Source organism: Aeromonas mytilicola subsp. aquatica (genome assembly GCF_044336385.1).
Lineage (GTDB): Bacteria > Pseudomonadota > Gammaproteobacteria > Enterobacterales > Aeromonadaceae > Aeromonas > Aeromonas rivipollensis.
In genome coordinates this window covers 3,747,200-3,764,249 of record NZ_CP172298.1, presented here as the reverse complement: position 1 = coordinate 3,764,249, position 17,050 = coordinate 3,747,200, and the positions used below count along the sequence as shown (strand labels likewise).

Sequence of the window (17,050 nt, the reverse complement as noted above, 5' to 3'; positions counted from 1 at the left end):
CCAAAACAGTGCCCAAATGGGCACATCCATATGGGGATTGCCTGCCGGTGACAGGCGCCGAAAGTCCTTGGCAAACAAGGGATTGATTGACTACATTGGCTCCCATGACGGCGGATGCCGGACCAAAGGCGGGGGAGGAGCAATGTTTTCATGGCAACTGGATGACGAGCTGGCGCTCCTGTTTCTGCAGCCCGACATGGCCAGCGAACTCTTTCGCCTCTGTCAGCGCAATCGCGACTATCTCTCCCAGTGGCTGCCCTGGGTGCCCCATATCCAGCAGCCCTCCGACAGCGCCACCTTCATTCGCCACGCCATCGAGAAATTTTCCCGAGGCGAGGGGCTGACCACCGCCATCGAGTATCAGGGGGAGGTGGTCGGTGTCATCGGTTACAACCAGATCGATCAGGGGCTGGCCAAGGTCAGCATCGGCTACTGGCTGGCGGAGCGCTGGCAGGGCAATGGCATCATCACCCGGGCCTGTCAGGCCCTGATCCATCACGCCTTCGAGGAGATGGGGATGGAGAAGGTGGAGATCAGCGCCGCGCTGGAGAACGAGCCCAGCCGGGCTGTGTGCGAGCGGCTCGGCATGCAGCAGGAGGGGATCACCCGGCGGGCGGAGCGGCTGGCGGACAGGGTAGTGGATCATGTCCACTACGGTCTGCTGCGGGATGACTGGCTCAGGCTGCGGGAAAGGGATCACTGATGGGGTCCCGGCCCAGTCCGGTTACTGGCACCCTGCATGGCCAGCATGGGGAGGCACAGTGCTGACCCTGCCCCATATCACCACGGCCCGCACCCGGCTGACCGTCCTGCCCCCGGAGCGGGCCGAGCTGATGCTGGATTTCTACCGGCGCAACCGCACCCATCTGCAGCCCTGGGAGCCCTGGCGCGACGAGAGCTTCTATACCCTGGGTCACTGGCAGGGGCGGCTGCGCGACGGTTATGGCCAGTTTTTCGACGGCAGCGCCGTGCAACTGGTGGCGCTCGATCCCAAAGGGGAGCGGGTGCTCGCCACCTGCAATTTCACCCACATCATGATGGGCATGTTCAAGGCATGCCATCTGGGTTATGCCATCGATCAGGATCACGAGGGGCAGGGGCTGATGCAGGAGGTGGTGGCCGCCGGCATCGACTACCTGTTTCGGGAGCGCGACCTGCACCGCATCATGGCAAGCTACATGCCGGTGAACCGGCGCAGTGGCGCCCTGCTGGCGCGTCTCGGGTTCGAGCAGGAAGGCTATGCCCGGGACTACCTGATGATCAACGGCCGCTGGGAGGACCACGTCCTCACCGCGCTGCTCAATCCGGCCGGTTGAGGAGCATGTGGCTTTCTCCGTGCGGGACCAGTCCCTCGCCAAGCCATGGGCGCAGGCCGTCCTGGATCCTGGCTCCCCATGATTTGGCGGCTTTTTCACGGCAAGATCGCACTATCTGTATGCCTCTCATACCCCTGACCCCAAAAGCGTGTAAAATTGCGCCCTGAATTTTCCCGGCCAGCAGCAGCTGGTCGCGACTCCATACATGCAAGGCTGACATTGTGACAGAAGTAGATAGATTCGCGGACATTCGCCCCTATCGCGATGACGAAGTGCCGGCTGCCATCGAGCGGCTGATCCAGGATGACGAGTTTATCGGCGCCATCGCCAAATACCGTTTCGGTTCCCTGATGAGCTGGCTGGGCTGGGCCATTCGCCCGCTGATCCGCCAGTTCCTGCGCCACAAGTGGGCCAAGGTCAGCACCATCCATCAGGTGCAGATGGGGGTGACCCGCTACATGAGTCGCATGATAGCCACCTCCACCCAGGGGGTGAGCTTCTCCGGCCTCGAGCATCTGAAGAAGGAGCAGGGCTACCTGTTCGTCTCCAACCACAGGGACATCGCCATGGATCCGGCGTTCGTCAACTGGGGGCTGCACACCCATGGCTTCGATACGGTGCGCATCGCCATCGGCGACAACCTGCTGCGCAAGCCCTGTGCCACCGAGCTGATGAAGCTCAACAAGAGCTTCATCGTCAAGCGCTCCGCCAAGGGGCCGCGGGAGATGATGAAGGCCCTCGGCGAGCTGTCGGCCTACATAGGTCAGTCGGTGCACGAGGGCCACTCCATCTGGATCGCCCAGAAGGAAGGGCGCGCCAAGAACGGGGACGACAAGACGGATCCGGCCATCCTCAAGATGTTCTATGTGGACGGCAAGAAGCAGAAGATCGACTTCGTCGATTACATGCGCAGCCTCAACATAGTGCCGGTCAGCATCAGCTACGAGGTGGATCCCACCGACAAGGCCAAGGCGCGGGAGCTGTACGAGAAGTCAGTCAACGGCAGCTACGAGAAGGGCGAGTTTGAGGACATCGAGAGCATAGTCGCCGGCATCGTCGGCCAGAAGGGACGGGTACATGTCTCCTTCGGCGCCCCCATCACAGAGGGCTTCAGCGATCCGGACGAATTGGCGGCGCTGATCGACAAGGCGATCTGGAGCAGCTACCGCCTCTTCCCTGGCAACTACCTGGCCGCAGATGTGCCCGGCAAGGCCAGCACCATAGAGCAGACCGCCTTCCTGACCCGTCAGTCGGAGGTGCCGGAAGAACACAAGGCCATCTGGCGTGCCATGTACGCCAAGCCGGTGGAGAACGCCAGCAAGGTTTGAATGACGCCGATTCGGTGAAAAAAACGGGAGCAGATGCTCCCGTTTTTGCGTCTGGTCAAAGTCGGTGGCAATGGACTAGTGAATAATATTGTTTCAACTGGTACGATCATCGGGTGATTGAGCGGGTATCTCTTGGCAAGGGGCGGGCGACTGTGCAACAGTGACTCGGCGCCAACAAGATGAGTCAGGCGCTTTTCGAGTCTGCAAGGATGGCAGACGACGCTGAATAAGGACCTTTAGGGGTCCTTTTTCATTGATGGACAAAGATAGATGGCAGATATACCTAAGGATGCGAACCCCATGATCACCGGCAGTCTGGATACCTTGCAACGTACCCCCTTGCCCGCGCCGCTGGCCCGCATCATGGCCGAGGTGGTGCAGAGCGTCGAACAGTGGCTGCAGGCGCCGCTCGGCAAGCAGGACATAGACGGCCTCAAGCTGTTTTGTCTGGTGAGCGAAGCGCTGACCGAGCCGGTCGCGGATCGCCGCGGCGAGTTTCATGAGCAGTATCTGGATATCCAGCTGCTGCTGCGGGGGGAGGAGTGGATCGGCGTCGGGCCCCATGCCTATGTGAGCGACGGCGCCGATCATCCCCACCCCGATCTCTGGTTCGTCGATGACGACCAGACCAGTTATCTGGCGTTGCAGCCCGGCGACTTTGCCATCTTCTGGCCGGGAGAACTGCATCGCCCTCTCTGTACCCTGACTACCCCAGGCTTGGTGAAGAAGCTGGTCGTCAAGGTCCACCAGTCGCTGCTGACCTCGGTCTGAGCCGCAGCGCCGGGTGCCCGGGCACCCGCCACGACAGGGCCGCGTCGAATGGGCGCTGGCCTGTCCCGCATTGACGAATCGATGTGCGCGCCAGCCTCCGGGTCTGCACCAGAGAGTTTGAGAAAGATGAGCGCGTCAGACCATGGGTCGGCGCCAGAGAGTTTGAAAGGATAAGCGCGCCTGGCCCAGAGTTGGCGGTCGGCGTTAGAGAGTTTGAAAGGATGAGCGCGCCAGACTATGGGTCGGCGCCAGAGAGTTTGAAAGGATAAGCGCGCCTGGACCAGAGTTGGCGGTCGGCGTTAGAGAGTTTGAAAGGATGAGCGCGCCAGACAATGGTTGGCGCCAGACAGTTTGAAAAATTGGGCGCACTTTCCTGCGACCATAACGCCCCCGGCAGGGGAATCCCATCCATGTTGGATGACACGACACTGTCGGCATAAAGCCGAAGCACAGGAAGATGTAGAACATGAGCAAGTTGGTATTGATCCTTAACTGCGGTAGCTCTTCCCTGAAATTTGCCGTAATGGACGCCGAAACAGGTGAGGACATGCTGTCCGGCCTGGCCGAATGCTTCAATCTGGATGACGCACGTATCAAATGGAAACTCCACGGAGTCAAGGGCGAAGCCATGCTGGGCGCCGGTGCCGCGCACCAGGCCGCCCTTGACCACATAGTGGGTCACATCCTGCCCCAGGATCCGACACTCGCCGAGCAGCTGGTCGCCATCGGCCATCGCATCGTGCACGGTGGCGAGCAGTTCTCCCGCTCCGTTCGCATCGATGATGGCGTGATCGCCGGCATCGAGGCCGCCATTCCGTTCGCCCCCCTGCACAACCCGGCGCACCTCATCGGCATCCGTGCCGCCCTCAAGGTCTTCCCGGCCCTGGCCGAGAAGAACGTGGCCGTGTTCGACACCGCCTTCCACCAGACCTTGCCGCAGGAAGCCTACCTCTACGCGCTGCCCTACAAGCTCTACCAGGAGAACGGCATCCGTCGTTACGGCGCTCACGGCACCTCCCACCGCTTCATCGCCGAAGAGACCGCCAAGGCGCTGGGCAAGCCGCTGTCCGAGCTCAACATCATCAACTGCCACCTGGGCAACGGTGCCTCCGTCTGCGCCATCAAGAACGGCGAGTCCGTCGATACCTCCATGGGCCTGACCCCGCTGGAAGGGCTGGCGATGGGCACCCGCTCTGGTGACATCGACCCCGCCGTGGTCTTCTTCATGCACGACCAGCTCGGCTACAGCGTGGACGAGATCAACCATGTGCTGACCCGCGAGTCCGGCCTGCTGGGGATGACAGAGGTGAGCAGCGACTGCCGCTATGTCACCACCAACTATGCCACCGACGCCGGCGCCAAGCGGGCGCTGGATGTGTTCACCTACCGGGTAGCCAAGTATGTCGGGGCTTATGCCGCCGCCATGGACGGTCGCCTGGACGCCCTGGTGTTCACCGGCGGTATCGGCGAGAACGCCGCCATGGTGCGCGAGATGGTGCTGGCGCGGCTGGCCCTGTTCGGCTTCAAGGTCGATAAAGAGGCCAACAACGCCGCCGTGCTGGGCGGTGAAGGCCCCATCACGGCCGAAGGCAGCCGCCTGGCCCTGGTGATGCCCACCAACGAAGAGCTGGTCATCGCCCGCGATGCCCTGAGCCTGGTCGGCTAAGGCCTACTCGCACCGAAACAACGCCCGGCCTGTGCCGGGCGTTGTCGTTTCAGCGGCACATTGAGCAAGCTGTCATTTGACATGAGGGGCCAGATACGTACCCTGACGGCAGTTTCACGTCGCAGAGGTAGAGATGAAGGAGATATTTTTCAACTGGTTGTCCGGTCTCGGGGTGGAGGTCACCGCCATGATGGCGCTGGTGATCGCCCTGAGCTTCATCGTGCTGACCGCGTTGGCACTGCACCTGGTGCTGCACCGCATCCTGCTGGTGCGCCTGGTGGGGCTGCTCGGCAAGACCAAGCAGGTGTGGCTGCCGCCCCAGTTGCAGCAGCGGCTCTTCTACCGGCTCGCCCTGGTCCTGCAAGGGGCCGTGCTGCTCGGTCAGGCGGAGATCTGGCTGCCCAAGGCATCCGACAGCCTGCAGCTTATCGAGATGCTGGCCCAGCTCTGGATCCTGCTGTTCCTGCTGCTTGCCCTGTTCGCCCTGCTCGACTGTCTGCTGTCGGTGAGTCGATATACCCGGCTCGGACGGGACCTGCCCCTGCGCGGCATCTTCCAGGGGGTGAAACTGGTGGCCAGCATACTGGTCGGCATCCTGATGATAGCCCTGCTGCTCGGCAAGTCGCCGCTCTTCCTGTTCAGCGGTCTGGGGGCCATGACTGCGGTACTGATGCTGGTGTTCAAGGACCCCATCCTAGGTCTGGTGGCCGGGATCCAGCTCTCCGCCAACCGCATGCTGAGCGTCGGTGACTGGCTGCAGATGGACAAGTACGGCGCCGATGGCGAGGTGACCGACATCGGCCTCACCACGGTCAAGGTGTCGAACTGGGACAAGACCATCACCACCATTCCCACCTATGCCCTGATCTCCGACTCCTTCAAGAACTGGCAGGGGATGACGGAATCCGGTGGTCGGCGCATCAAGCGCAGCGTCAACATCGACATGACCAGCGTGCGCTTCCTGACCGCCGAGGAGCAGCTGACACTCAAGCAGGCCAAATTGCTGGCCCCCTATCTTAGCCGCAAGGAGCAGGAGCTGAGCAGCTACAACCAGCAGCTCAGCGACGCCATCAGTTGCCCCATCAATGGCCGTCACCTCACCAACCTCGGCACCCTGCGCGCCTACCTGGATGCCTACCTGCGCGCCCACTCCGGCATTCGCAAGGACATGACCCTGATGGTGCGCCAGCTGGCACCGACTTCCGACGGCCTGCCGCTGGAGATCTACTGCTTCACGGCGACCACCGCCTGGGCAGATTACGAAGGGATTCAGGCCGATATATTCGACCATATATTCGCCATTATCGGGCAATTTCATCTGCGGTTGCATCAATCGCCAACCGGTTATGACATGCATGCCTGGAAGAACGAGTGATTTGATTCTTGTTACAGGATGAGGCCAGGGGAAAACGCCATATTAATCATCGACCCGTCACCACGTGTCGGTTGAAATTTGCGGTGCAGAGGAGAAAAATGGCGGCCTTCTCTTCGCCCCGGGCGCGCACGCCCCGGCCTGGCCAGAGTCCTGAATCACCCCAATATCACAGGAAAGTTATGAAGCTCCTCCACAACACGGCGGCTGCACTGTGCTGCAGCCTGCTCCTGACCGCCATGCCCGTGCTTGCCGTCGAATATGCCCTGCCTGCGGCCAACAGCCGCCTGGTGGGCGAGAACCTGGAATACGTGGTGCCGGCCGAAGAGGCGGGCCAGCCCCTGGAAGCGGTCGCGGCCAAGTTCCAGCTGGGATTGACCAACATGCTGGAAGCCAACCCCAAGGCGGATCCCCTGCTGCTGCAGGCGGGCGAGAAGCTGGTCGTGCCGCACCAGCTGATCCTGCCGGATGCCCCCCGGGAGGGCATAGTGCTGAACGTCGCCGAGATGCGCCTCTACTACTACCCGAAAGGCAAGAAGGTGGTGGAAGTGCTGCCCATCGGCATAGGCCAGCTCGGCACCGACACCCCGGAAAACTGGGTGACCAGCGTGCAGCGCAAGAAGGCGGGCCCGACCTGGACCCCAACCGCCAAGATGCATGCCGAGTATGCCGCCCGTGGCGAGAGCCTGCCTGCGGTCTGGCCGGCCGGTCCGGATAACCCCATGGGGCTGTTTGCGCTCTACATCGGCAAGATGTACGCCATCCACGGCACCAATGCCCAGTTCGGCATAGGTCTGCGGGTGAGCCACGGCTGCGTGCGGCTGCGTAACGACGACATCGAGTATCTGTTCAAGCAGGTACCGGTCGGCACCCGCGTCCAGTTCGTGAACCAGCCGATCAAGGCCTCGGTCGAACCGGATGGCAGCCGCTACCTGGAAGTGCACCAGCCGCTCTCCCGCAGCCAGGAGGAGTTCAACTCCAGCCTGCCGGCGCCGCTACCCATGACCCCGGCCGTGACGCGCTTTATCGCCCATGCGGACAGCGATTCCCAACTGGTCAAGCAGGCCCTGGAGCAGCGCAGCGGCATGCCCATCGCCATCAACCGCTGATCCGGTTGCCCTCGATATCGAGCCCCGGCCAAGGTCGGGGCTTTTTTTATGATGGGTAAAGGAAGGGGCTGCCCGGGTAAGTCCTTGCACCGTCGGGATAAAATCCGGCCTAACCCCTCTTGATTGGTTACTTGATTAGGTATGAAACGTTTTCTCTGTGTTTTTTATTTGTTAAAAGTGGTTGTGATCAGGCGATCTGCTGATTAATCTAGGCCGGTTTTTTAAGGAAGAGCCCGTCGCGAGAACGGGTACAAGAGTCACATAACGGAGTTTTGAATGACAGCTAGCACCCCAATGCTCATCACCTTTCTGGTGTACATCCTGGGTATGGTCCTGATCGGCTTCATCGCCTATCGCGCCACCCGTAACTTTGACGACTACATTCTCGGCGGCCGCCGCATGGGGAGCTGGGTGACCGCCCTCTCCGCCGGGGCCTCCGACATGAGCGGCTGGCTCCTGATGGGCCTGCCTGGCGCCGTCTTCATCGGCGGCATCTCCGAGAGCTGGATCGCCATCGGCCTCACCATAGGTGCCTACTTCAACTGGCGCTGGGTGGCCGGTCGGCTGCGGGTTCACACCGAGAAGAACCGCAACGCCCTGACCCTGCCGGACTACTTCACCTACCGCTTCGAGGACAAGAGCCGGGTGCTGCGCATCCTCTCCGCCCTGGTGATCCTGCTGTTCTTCACCATCTACTGTGCCTCCGGCGTGGTGGCCGGTGCCCGCCTGTTCGAGAGCACCTTCGGCATGAGCTATGACACCGCCCTCTGGGTCGGTGCCGCAGCCACCATCACCTACACCTTCTTCGGCGGCTTCCTCGCGGTGAGCTGGACAGATACGGTGCAGGCCACCCTGATGATCTTCGCCCTGATCCTGACCCCGGTGTTCGTCATCATCGCCGTCGGCGGCATCGACACCGCCATGGTGCAGGTAGCGGCGCAGAATGCCAGCAACCTCGACATGTTCAAGAACCTGGACTTCATCGCCATCATCTCCCTGATGGCCTGGGGCCTGGGCTACTTCGGCCAGCCCCATATACTGGCGCGCTTCATGGCGGCGGACTCCCACCACTCCATGGCCAGCGCCCGTCGCATCAGCATGACCTGGATGGTGTTCTGCCTGGGCGGCGCCGTGGCCATCGGCTTCTTCGGCCTCTCCTACTTCTCCACCTTCACCGAGCAGGCTGCCGGCGTCACCGCCAACCCGGAGCGCGTCTTCATCGAGCTCTCCAAGATACTGTTCAACCCCTGGATTGCCGGCGTGCTGCTCTCCGCCATACTGGCGGCCGTGATGAGTACGCTGAGCTGTCAGTTGCTGGTCTGCTCCAGCGCCATCACCGAAGATCTCTACAAGCCCTTCCTGCGCAAGAATGCCTCCCAGAAAGAGCTGGTGTGGGTCGGCCGCGCCATGGTGCTGGTGATTTCGCTTATCGCCATCGCCGTGGCCGTGAACCCGGAGAACCGGGTGCTGGGGCTGGTGAGCTACGCCTGGGCCGGCTTCGGTGCCGCCTTCGGTCCCGTGGTGCTGCTCTCCGTGCTCTGGTCGCGCATGACCCGCAACGGCGCCCTGGCCGGCATGCTGGCCGGTGCCCTGACCGTCATCGTCTGGAAGCAGTTCGGTTGGCTGGGTCTGTATGAAATCATCCCGGGCTTCGTCTTCGCCACCCTGGCCATAGTGGTGTTCAGCCTGCTGGACAAGGCGCCCTCCAAGGCCATGCTGGATCGCTTCGACGAGGCAGAGCGTGAGTTCCAGACTCCCCCTCTCTCGGCTGAGCCGGTCATGGTGAGATAAATCACGCACGCTGAATAAACAAAGCCCCGCATTGCGGGGCCTTTTCATGGTGGCGCGGGTTTATTGGCCGCTGACCCGGCACTGCCGGGTGGGTTGGTCATAGCGCTCCAGCCTGGCTTCGTTCCCCTTGGTCAGCAGCGTGAGATTCTGCCCCTCGTAACGGGCACCGCTGGCGCTGGGGGCTTCAAAGGCGAGCACCTGCGACTGCTGCGCCCCCTCGCTCAGGTTGATCACGGCGGCGGGCCGCTTGGCCTCGTTATAGAAGTAGGTCGAGAGCCGGAGCTCGCCGTCGCACTGGTAGTCGACCGGGCTTGGCACCATCAGCTGGCCCCCTTTTATCTGCAACTCTGTGATGCGTAGCTGGTAGCTCTCCTCCACGCATTGGCGCGAGTCGCTCTCTTTCCAGCACTCGTTGCGCCCCTTGATCCAGCCGCGCTGCATCGCCTTCTCCGTCTTCTGCTGCTCGGCCGACAGATTAGCCAGCGCCTTGGGATAGAGGGCGGCGAGTTCGTTATCCAGCGCCGCCAGCCCGGCGTCCTGGCAGACTAGCTGCTCGGCCGCGCTGTGGGCCTTGGCACAGTCAAAGGAAGGGGTAGCGGCATTGGCCAGCAGCGGCATCAAGGCGAGGGTGCCAAGCAACATCTTGTTCATCGAAAAGGCTCCAGCAAGGGGGATTCCCACTTACTACAGCACAAGGGCGCCGAGCCGCCGAGGACTTTTTCACCCCAGACTCCCTTGCCCGTCTCTCTGGTCCCCACTTCCGACAACCCTAGTCACCAGGGGCGCCGCCGCCCTGACTCAGGTACGTCGCCGCGCCAGCCGCTGCGCATCACTGCGGGCCGCGGCCGCCGCACGGCCCAGCCAGCGCTGTCGCTCCCGTTCGCTGGCGGTATGGACAGGCCCCAGATGCTGGCGGTGAGTCAGCCTGATGCCACAGAGCCCCAGCACGGGCTTGTCGAGGGTGCGCTCGACGGGGGAGCCCAGCCACCAGCGGTAGTACCAGAGCGGGCTGTCCATGGTGAGCAGCAGGCGCGCCGTCTTGCCGGCGAGCAGGCGCTCGGGAAGGGCTTTGTCCTTCTGATAGCGAAAGGCGAACCCCGAGAGCAGCACCCTGTCCAGCAAGCCCTTGAGCCGGGCCGGCAGGTGGCCCCACCAGAGGGGGGCGACGATCACCAGATGCTGGGCCTGCTTCAGACTCTGCTGCAATGCCAGCAGATCGGGCTCGAGGGGCTGCGCCTCGTCATAGCCATGGTGCAGATCCGGCTCGAAGGCGAGCTCCCCCACGTGATGCAGGGTGACTTCTGCGCCGCCCTCCTCGGCGCTGCGGGCATACTCTCTGGCCAGGGCATGGCAGAGGCTGTCGGGTTTGGGGTTGCCGTTGATGATAAGCAGCTTGGGTGTCATGGCGTGGCTCCTTGAAGTGAGCCCCCATTACACCCCTTGTCCCATGGGACAGAGTCAAGCCACCTTGTGCGCCCGTCCTGCAAGCCCTTGCTCAGCCTGTGGGTGCGGCTCGCTCTGGCCGGGGGCGCCATAGCGGCAGGGGTGCTGCGCCAGCAGCGCGGCGCACTGGGTCAGGGAGTGGTGCTGGTGCTGCAGCCTGGCCACCTCTGCCGCGATCTGGGCCAACTTGCCCGCGATAAGCTGCTCCACCTTCTGCCAGGGAAACTCGGCGAGACTGGTGAGGCCCGCCAGTAAGGGGACAAGCTCGCTCAATTTGCAGCCGAGCTGCTGGGCCTGGCGAATAAAGCCGACCCACTCCAGATCCTCAGTCCGGTAGACGCGATACTTGCCGCGCCGCCTGGGCTCGGGCAGCAGCCCGAGCTGCTCGTAGAGACGGACTGCCTTGGGTGTGGTGCCCGCCAGTCGGGCAAATTCGCCGATATACATGGTGCTGCTCGCAAAGGTTGTTCGAGTAGGGGCTCACTATAGGCCAGTGGCAGGGGGGAATGCATCCCCAGGGGGAGGGGGCGCCGTTGGCGCAGTGCTGGGAGGATAATGATGTTGCTCTGTGACTGCGTCGCCGCGTTCCTGGCATTCCGTAGGTGCGGGATATGGCTTTGCCCCATAGAATGCGAGGGCCTTGCCCTCGACGGGGTTTCGCCCGCCCTTCGGGCCGGGGCGGGAAATGGCCGCTCTGACCCCTGATGGGGCCAAAATGGGCGTCAATGGACAAGTGAGCGCCACTATAAGCAAATATGGGGTCATTACCGGAAAACCCATAAATTGATCTTATAGTGGCTCTGGAACGCGAGTCAGGGCAATCAGGTGGCCGAAAGGGGCTCCCCAAGGGGATTTCCCGACCCTTATTTATTTCGTGGCTGGGTTATACGTGATGGTATGAATATGCTGAGCTATTCGAGGCTACGGGCTGAGCTGCCAAAGCTCCACACAAGGGGACGTCTCTACACGAGCAAGCCGCCTGTGACCTCGGTGCATGTACTCAACGAAACGGTACTACCGTTCTTCGAGGTTCAAGAGACGCAGGTTTATAATTTTCTGTCGGACAACGGGCGTGAGTTCTACGAACACCCTGACCATCATCCCTACTAGCTGTTCCTGCAATTGAAGAAGATTGAGTACCGGACCACCAAGGTGCGCTGGTCGCACAGTAACGGCTATATCGAGCCGCTGCATCGTACCCTTTCCGTATCAAGGAGAAAACAAACTGGTATGAGTCGGTTGAGCCGACGCAGATAGACCTGGACAACTACCTAGCGCACTACAACATTTAGCGGCCACATCAAGGCAGGATGATGGAAAGACAGGCTCCCTACTGCATGTTCAAAAAGGGTCTGAAATTGATAGTGAGGGAAGTGCGTTCTAAAGTAGTGTAAACAAGACACCGGTTTGAGGCCGGTGTCAGGTGATAACTAGAAATGTACAATTAATACTATCACACGAGGCCTATTCAAATTTAACAAAATCTAATCCGATTTTAGTTAAATCCTGCCCAAGAAGTTGAAGTAGATTAAGAGCATATTCATATCGCAGCTGACCTACAACGTGACAATCTTGGGGGACGGTAATGAGCTGATCTTCATTTTGTAATTGCGTTCGCACTAGTTTAACCATTACATTATTAGTCTCACGAGTGAAACGACCTTGATTCATAGCGAAAATTTGTTCATGGAATACTGACTTTCCAGATTCAGCAGCTAAATATACACTAGTGTTTTCATCAGTAGTTAAAACTAAAACTGGTTTGCTATTAATCTCTTTTAAATATTTCCTCTCATTGTCTTGCTTTAACAGTCTAATGATTTTAACAGGCAAGAAAGAGGGGGCTAAATCAGTTTTCCAACCTCGTTCTGCGGTTCTACCTGGGACCAAGTCACAAGCGGGAGTTAGGCATAGTAACATCTCATGCTGGTTATTAGGCTTAGTCCATTTAATTATGTGGCCAGTTACTAGATGTTCTCCATCAACTTTTTTTGTACCTATATAGCTATTTAGTAGCTTGAATACATTTAATCTATCTGACTCATTAGACAATTTAATAGAAGAATTACTTTCTCTATCAATGGTCTCATTCAAACTAATACTATTTATATGTTGCTTTAATAGGTTGGAAAAATCCTTAAGAGAATGGCTATCTAGCAATGAATTTTTTAAACCCTCCATCAACCTAGATACAGTCAATTGATAGCCATTCGAACTTTCTGAAAACTGCTTAAGCCATCCAGCATTGGTAAAAATGCATTTTAATACCGAACTTTCAAAGGTTTGACCATTATCATCCAATTCGCTTTTAATTCTAGATAATAATAGGCGATGAGAGGTTGGGCTCCAATTTTCTAGAGCACTTAATAAGGCGTCAGGTAATTCTGATGGGGTGACATTACTCTTTGATACTATTGAAATAAATGACCTGTTAGTCTTAAGCCAAATAGTTTCGCTGTCCGAAGAGTTAGTCTGAACATTGGATGAACCATTAAACTCTCCATTTTTATTAAGTATTGATGATTTGCATTTTAGCAAATACAGATAAAAAATTCTTTCATCAATTTCATGTGGAATCTCCAGATAATAATTATTCAGCACCGTCCGCGTTTGGTTAAAAATAGCATTGAAAACATCTGTTTTCAAAATATCTGGTTTTTTAATGATCTGGAATAACTCGTCATTTGAAATATTATCTATTAATTCATCTAAAATTTCAACACCATTGTCACTCCAAGTGTTTATTACTTCTTCGATACAAGTAAAGTCTTGATTAGTAAAGTCAAGAGCAGAAAAGGAGGATAACTTGAAAAATATCTCTCGTTGAACTTTTTTTAAATCTTCATCACTTGTATAAACGACAGCTAAGTTGAAATGATGGTTTTTATCAATAATGGATAGTATATTTAATGCTTTTGTTGCGTCGGAGTGCTCGGTGGGGTCTAGATGATAGTCTAACAGTAATAGGTCGCATTGATGTAACCTACTATACAATTGGTCACCGGTAGCTTCGACGTGCCCGTCATGCATGTCAGCCAACCAGCATTTTGCGCGAACCATTTCTAGAGTTTGCCTTTGTCTAGATATGTCGAGCTGGTTGTTATCAGAGGGTTTTCCTTGCTGATCTATCAAAAATAAATCTAGGGATTTGTATTGGTCATCAATGGCTAGAACTGACTTTATTGGTTCAATAAAAGCTTTTTTTACTAATTCTCTATAGCTATTATTAGTCATGTTTAGCCCCTTTAAAGTCGATAACAAAATTTGCGCCATTCAGTGCTATGAATTTTGGGTCAGTCGCATAGCTTATTGTATGTCCACTTGATGCTAGATTACGCATGCACAGATATAGGCCGACACCTCGACCACCTCGCACCTTTTTTGTGAAAAAAATCTGAAATAAGTTATCTAAATCATCATGATAGACACCTGTACCATTATCTGACACAACGACCTTTCCATCGATAACATCTAACTGGATGATATAATCACTTTGTTCTTTTTGTCTAACCCAATAAAGGGAGTTGTTAATAAGATTTATGAAAACTGGGTATAATCTAGTTTGTTCATCAAAAATCCTTATTTTTTCGAATTTTGGTGTGACTATGAAATTAATAGAGGTGAGTTTATTTCCAAAGAACTCTTTGCAATATGCAGATATCTCGTAACCTGTAATCCATGTTCTAATTTTCTCACCAGAGAGCTTCATTTTTGATAAAAAACTTAGCTTGTCATTTAATACAGAGTATGCGCGAATGAGGTTGTTTGCATCAACTGGATCTTGAATTTGATTGGCGACTCTAGTTAATGCTGTATCAACGTCATTTTTCATGCTATGCAATTCATGACCAATTATTTCGACAGTGATACCTAACTGTGCCAAAGCATTTAATCTATCAACCTCTTCTTGTAGCCCACTACTTTGATCCATGGCAAAATCTAGCAGCCCAGACAAATTAATATTCTCTCTTAGGCTCTGTAGTGTATTTACATAAGGTACGAATATATATTCGCATTCATTCTGAATCTCCAGTAGCTTGGAGTCAATTAGGTCCAGCCCTTTACCTAAACTTATGCTCTCTGAATTAATATCATTAATAACAGTAGAGGTGCTTTCTCTGTATGTATCTTTTTTTAATGTGATTAAATCTGAAAGACGTTGTTTCTCGGCGTTTAAGATTTCATCTACTTCTTTTTCCCAGCCTCTCAGTTTCGATTGGAAAATTCTTGCATTTCGCGTTGCTTTATTATTTGCAATTTCTTCAGGTGCTTTTGGTTTTAATATTTCTAAATGATTATTTAATGAATCAATGGCTGTTTTCACCTTGTTAAGGCTAGTGTTGTACTGCTCTTTGTACTGTCGATATTTTGACTCTTGTGCTCCTTTTAGTTTCCTTGGAGGAGGTGCAAGCTTGATCTTATATAACTCCTCCATTATTTCTTCGGCCATGGAATGGTACTCAAAAACACCTTCAACAGTTACCTCAGAGTTCAGTGTTTCTATTTTAGATATATATTCATTAGTTCTTTCTGATAGCAATTCTACAATTGGTAAAAACTCTCGAAGATTCTTGTTGAATACCCTATTTTTCCTCTCTTGCTCTTTTTTGAAATCGGCTTCAGCCTTTCTTTTGTCATAGCTTTTTGAAAGCGACTTTATAAAATCTTTTCGGATAGACGTGTTGTCACTACCAAAATAACGCCTTGCCAATTCAACAAGAAGCAAGATTACAACATCTCTAAAACATTTAGATGCTTTATTTTCTATAAAGCCTTCCCGACCAGCTTTATCTTTTAAATTTAAATTATGTTCACTACTCAATGAGATGGCTCCGACCATGTTTCTCAATGAGTAATGGTATCGGCCTGCATTTTTTGTTCTACGCTGCTCAATTTCAAAGAAGTCATTGTCAGGTCTTCCATAAGGCATAACTCTGAGCCCGTCTCGATAGACTTTTAGGCCACCATATTTTTCTGTCTTCTCTGAAATGTCTGCCCAGATTGCTGGCTCCATAGATGTCTGCTTTCCTCCCAGTTCAGCTTCACCTCTAGCAGCTTCATAGCTTCCAAGTTGTACATGAAACTGCCCTACACGACTTCTGCTGTGGGTCGGCATGGACATTTGTAGTGGGATTTCAATTTCACCAAAATCCTGGCCATATGCAACTACTTGCCCTTTAAAAATTGCTTTCTCATCAATGACACCGATAACTCTATGTTCCATCATTTCAAAATCTGAATGAGAGAACTCTTTTTCTGGTGATACTAGATATCTTGAATTTAATCCTTTATGGATTTTTGCTTCATAACGAAATTCATTAAGGTGATCAGCTACAATCTGATTTGTAAATGATATTAGGGTAGAGAAAAAAGTTTCTTGAGCTCTGGCTACTGTCGGATCTGTTTTATCACCATATTGTGCTTTTAGGTCTTCATGTATTTCAGATAATAATAGAGCTGTCCCATTCTTCGACTTCCCACTCCAAACTGACCATTGCTGAAAGTGATAGTCATTAAAAGTGGAGCATATTATAGATTCAGCTATTTTTGATTGTGTAGTGTTTTCTTTACCACTTAACATTTCTAGGCTTGAGTAATCATTCCATGCATCATTTATTCGTTTTTTTCGGTCTTTTTCAGAACTGTCTGTTGGCCCCCAAATATTACTCATTAGTGCATCAAACATATGAGGAAGCAATTCATGAAGTTGCTCTTTTGTTTCAAACTCTTCAATTGGTATTTTTATGTCGTCAAGATATAAGTAAGGATTCTCAAAAAGTCGCCAGTCTATAAGTAATGCTACAAATTTTGATTTTTTCTTCTTAGAAACCAAAAGTAAGAGTGAACCGAGAGCAGCACTAGATAACCGTCCAATACCTTTTTGCCCTTGTCTCGGCCGTATCGATAAACCATCTCTATCTTCATCTTCATCTTCATCTTCATCTTCATCTTCATCTTCATCTTCATCTTCATTACTATCTTGAGCTGATTTTTTATATGAGGTTATTTTGGATTCAGTACCTATAACTAGCCACTTTTCCATAACATCTTGTATAGTCATACCATGGCCGTCATCGGTTAATGTCGCCACCTGATACTCGTCATCGAAGAGATGAAGTTCCGCATTACGTGCGTATGCATCGAATGAATTTTTCCATAACTCTGATATTGCTGTGGGAGCATCAGCAATTTGCTCTCGACCTAGATGGTCCACTGCTCTGGCTCGGGTTTGAAATGATATTGATTGTATCATT

At 54.5% G+C, this 17,050-nt stretch carries 13 protein-coding genes and 1 pseudogene; 9 read left to right on the top strand and 5 right to left on the bottom strand.

Going from position 1 to position 17,050, the window contains the following annotated elements:
- Positions 1-142 precede the first annotated feature (142 nt).
- From ACFWHB_RS17230 to putP, 8 genes are all read left to right on the top strand, one after another.
- Positions 143-703 carry a GNAT family N-acetyltransferase gene (locus tag ACFWHB_RS17230; RefSeq protein WP_395948925.1) on the top strand — a complete coding sequence of 187 codons (561 nt, stop codon included), beginning with the start codon at positions 143-145 and terminating at the stop codon, positions 701-703.
- 61 nt (positions 704-764) lie between these two features.
- Positions 765-1,316, top strand: coding sequence for a ribosomal protein S5-alanine N-acetyltransferase (gene rimJ / locus ACFWHB_RS17225; RefSeq protein ID WP_163147117.1), 552 nt, complete (start codon positions 765-767; stop codon positions 1,314-1,316).
- Positions 1,317-1,537: 221 nt separating this feature from the next.
- Positions 1,538-2,644 carry a 1-acyl-sn-glycerol-3-phosphate acyltransferase gene (locus ACFWHB_RS17220; protein WP_025325894.1) on the top strand — a complete coding sequence of 369 codons (1,107 nt, stop codon included), beginning with the start codon at positions 1,538-1,540 and terminating at the stop codon, positions 2,642-2,644.
- Positions 2,645-2,944: 300 nt separating this feature from the next.
- The gene (locus ACFWHB_RS17215; protein ID WP_395950217.1) at positions 2,945-3,415 is read left to right on the top strand and encodes a YhcH/YjgK/YiaL family protein; all 471 of its coding nucleotides are present in this window, start codon (positions 2,945-2,947) and stop codon (positions 3,413-3,415) included.
- A 466-nt stretch (positions 3,416-3,881) separates the two neighbouring features.
- The gene (locus ACFWHB_RS17210; protein WP_042648912.1) at positions 3,882-5,081 is read left to right on the top strand and encodes an acetate kinase; all 1,200 of its coding nucleotides are present in this window, start codon (positions 3,882-3,884) and stop codon (positions 5,079-5,081) included.
- A 133-nt stretch (positions 5,082-5,214) separates the two neighbouring features.
- The gene (locus ACFWHB_RS17205) at positions 5,215-6,456 is read left to right on the top strand and encodes a mechanosensitive ion channel family protein (protein ID WP_234569670.1); all 1,242 of its coding nucleotides are present in this window, start codon (positions 5,215-5,217) and stop codon (positions 6,454-6,456) included.
- Positions 6,457-6,635: 179 nt separating this feature from the next.
- Positions 6,636-7,562, top strand: a complete 927-nt coding sequence (locus ACFWHB_RS17200; protein ID WP_395948924.1) for a L,D-transpeptidase family protein — start codon at positions 6,636-6,638, stop codon at positions 7,560-7,562.
- A 276-nt stretch (positions 7,563-7,838) separates the two neighbouring features.
- Positions 7,839-9,353 (top strand): sodium/proline symporter PutP, encoded by a 1,515-nt coding sequence (gene putP, locus ACFWHB_RS17195; protein WP_289975767.1) that lies wholly within the window; start codon positions 7,839-7,841, stop codon positions 9,351-9,353.
- 60 nt (positions 9,354-9,413) lie between these two features.
- On the opposite strand, the gene ACFWHB_RS17190 is transcribed toward putP, so the two are convergent.
- From ACFWHB_RS17190 to ACFWHB_RS17180, 3 genes are all read right to left on the bottom strand, one after another.
- Positions 9,414-10,004 carry an MliC family protein gene (locus ACFWHB_RS17190; protein ID WP_395948923.1) on the bottom strand — a complete coding sequence of 197 codons (591 nt, stop codon included), beginning with the start codon at positions 10,002-10,004 and terminating at the stop codon, positions 9,414-9,416.
- 147 nt (positions 10,005-10,151) lie between these two features.
- The gene (locus tag ACFWHB_RS17185; RefSeq protein WP_395948922.1) at positions 10,152-10,757 is read right to left on the bottom strand and encodes an NAD(P)H-dependent oxidoreductase; all 606 of its coding nucleotides are present in this window, start codon (positions 10,755-10,757) and stop codon (positions 10,152-10,154) included.
- Positions 10,758-10,811: 54 nt separating this feature from the next.
- A complete protein-coding gene (locus ACFWHB_RS17180; protein WP_395948921.1) occupies positions 10,812-11,243 on the bottom strand; it encodes a MerR family transcriptional regulator in 432 nt (143 codons plus the stop codon).
- 498 nt (positions 11,244-11,741) lie between these two features.
- On the opposite strand from ACFWHB_RS17180, the pseudogene ACFWHB_RS17175 reads away from it, so the two are divergent.
- Positions 11,742-12,190 (top strand): annotated as a pseudogene (locus ACFWHB_RS17175) (IS481 family transposase); the annotation flags it as partial.
- 70 nt (positions 12,191-12,260) lie between these two features.
- Here the strand turns inward: ACFWHB_RS17175 and ACFWHB_RS17170 are convergent.
- Both ACFWHB_RS17170 and ACFWHB_RS17165 read right to left on the bottom strand, forming a co-directional pair.
- Positions 12,261-14,030 (bottom strand): response regulator receiver domain, encoded by a 1,770-nt coding sequence (locus ACFWHB_RS17170; RefSeq protein WP_395948920.1) that lies wholly within the window; start codon positions 14,028-14,030, stop codon positions 12,261-12,263.
- The gene (locus ACFWHB_RS17165) at positions 14,023-17,049 is read right to left on the bottom strand and encodes an ATP-binding protein (protein ID WP_395948919.1); all 3,027 of its coding nucleotides are present in this window, start codon (positions 17,047-17,049) and stop codon (positions 14,023-14,025) included. Before ACFWHB_RS17165 ends, ACFWHB_RS17170 begins: the two co-directional genes overlap by 8 nt.
- Position 17,050 lies beyond the last annotated feature (1 nt).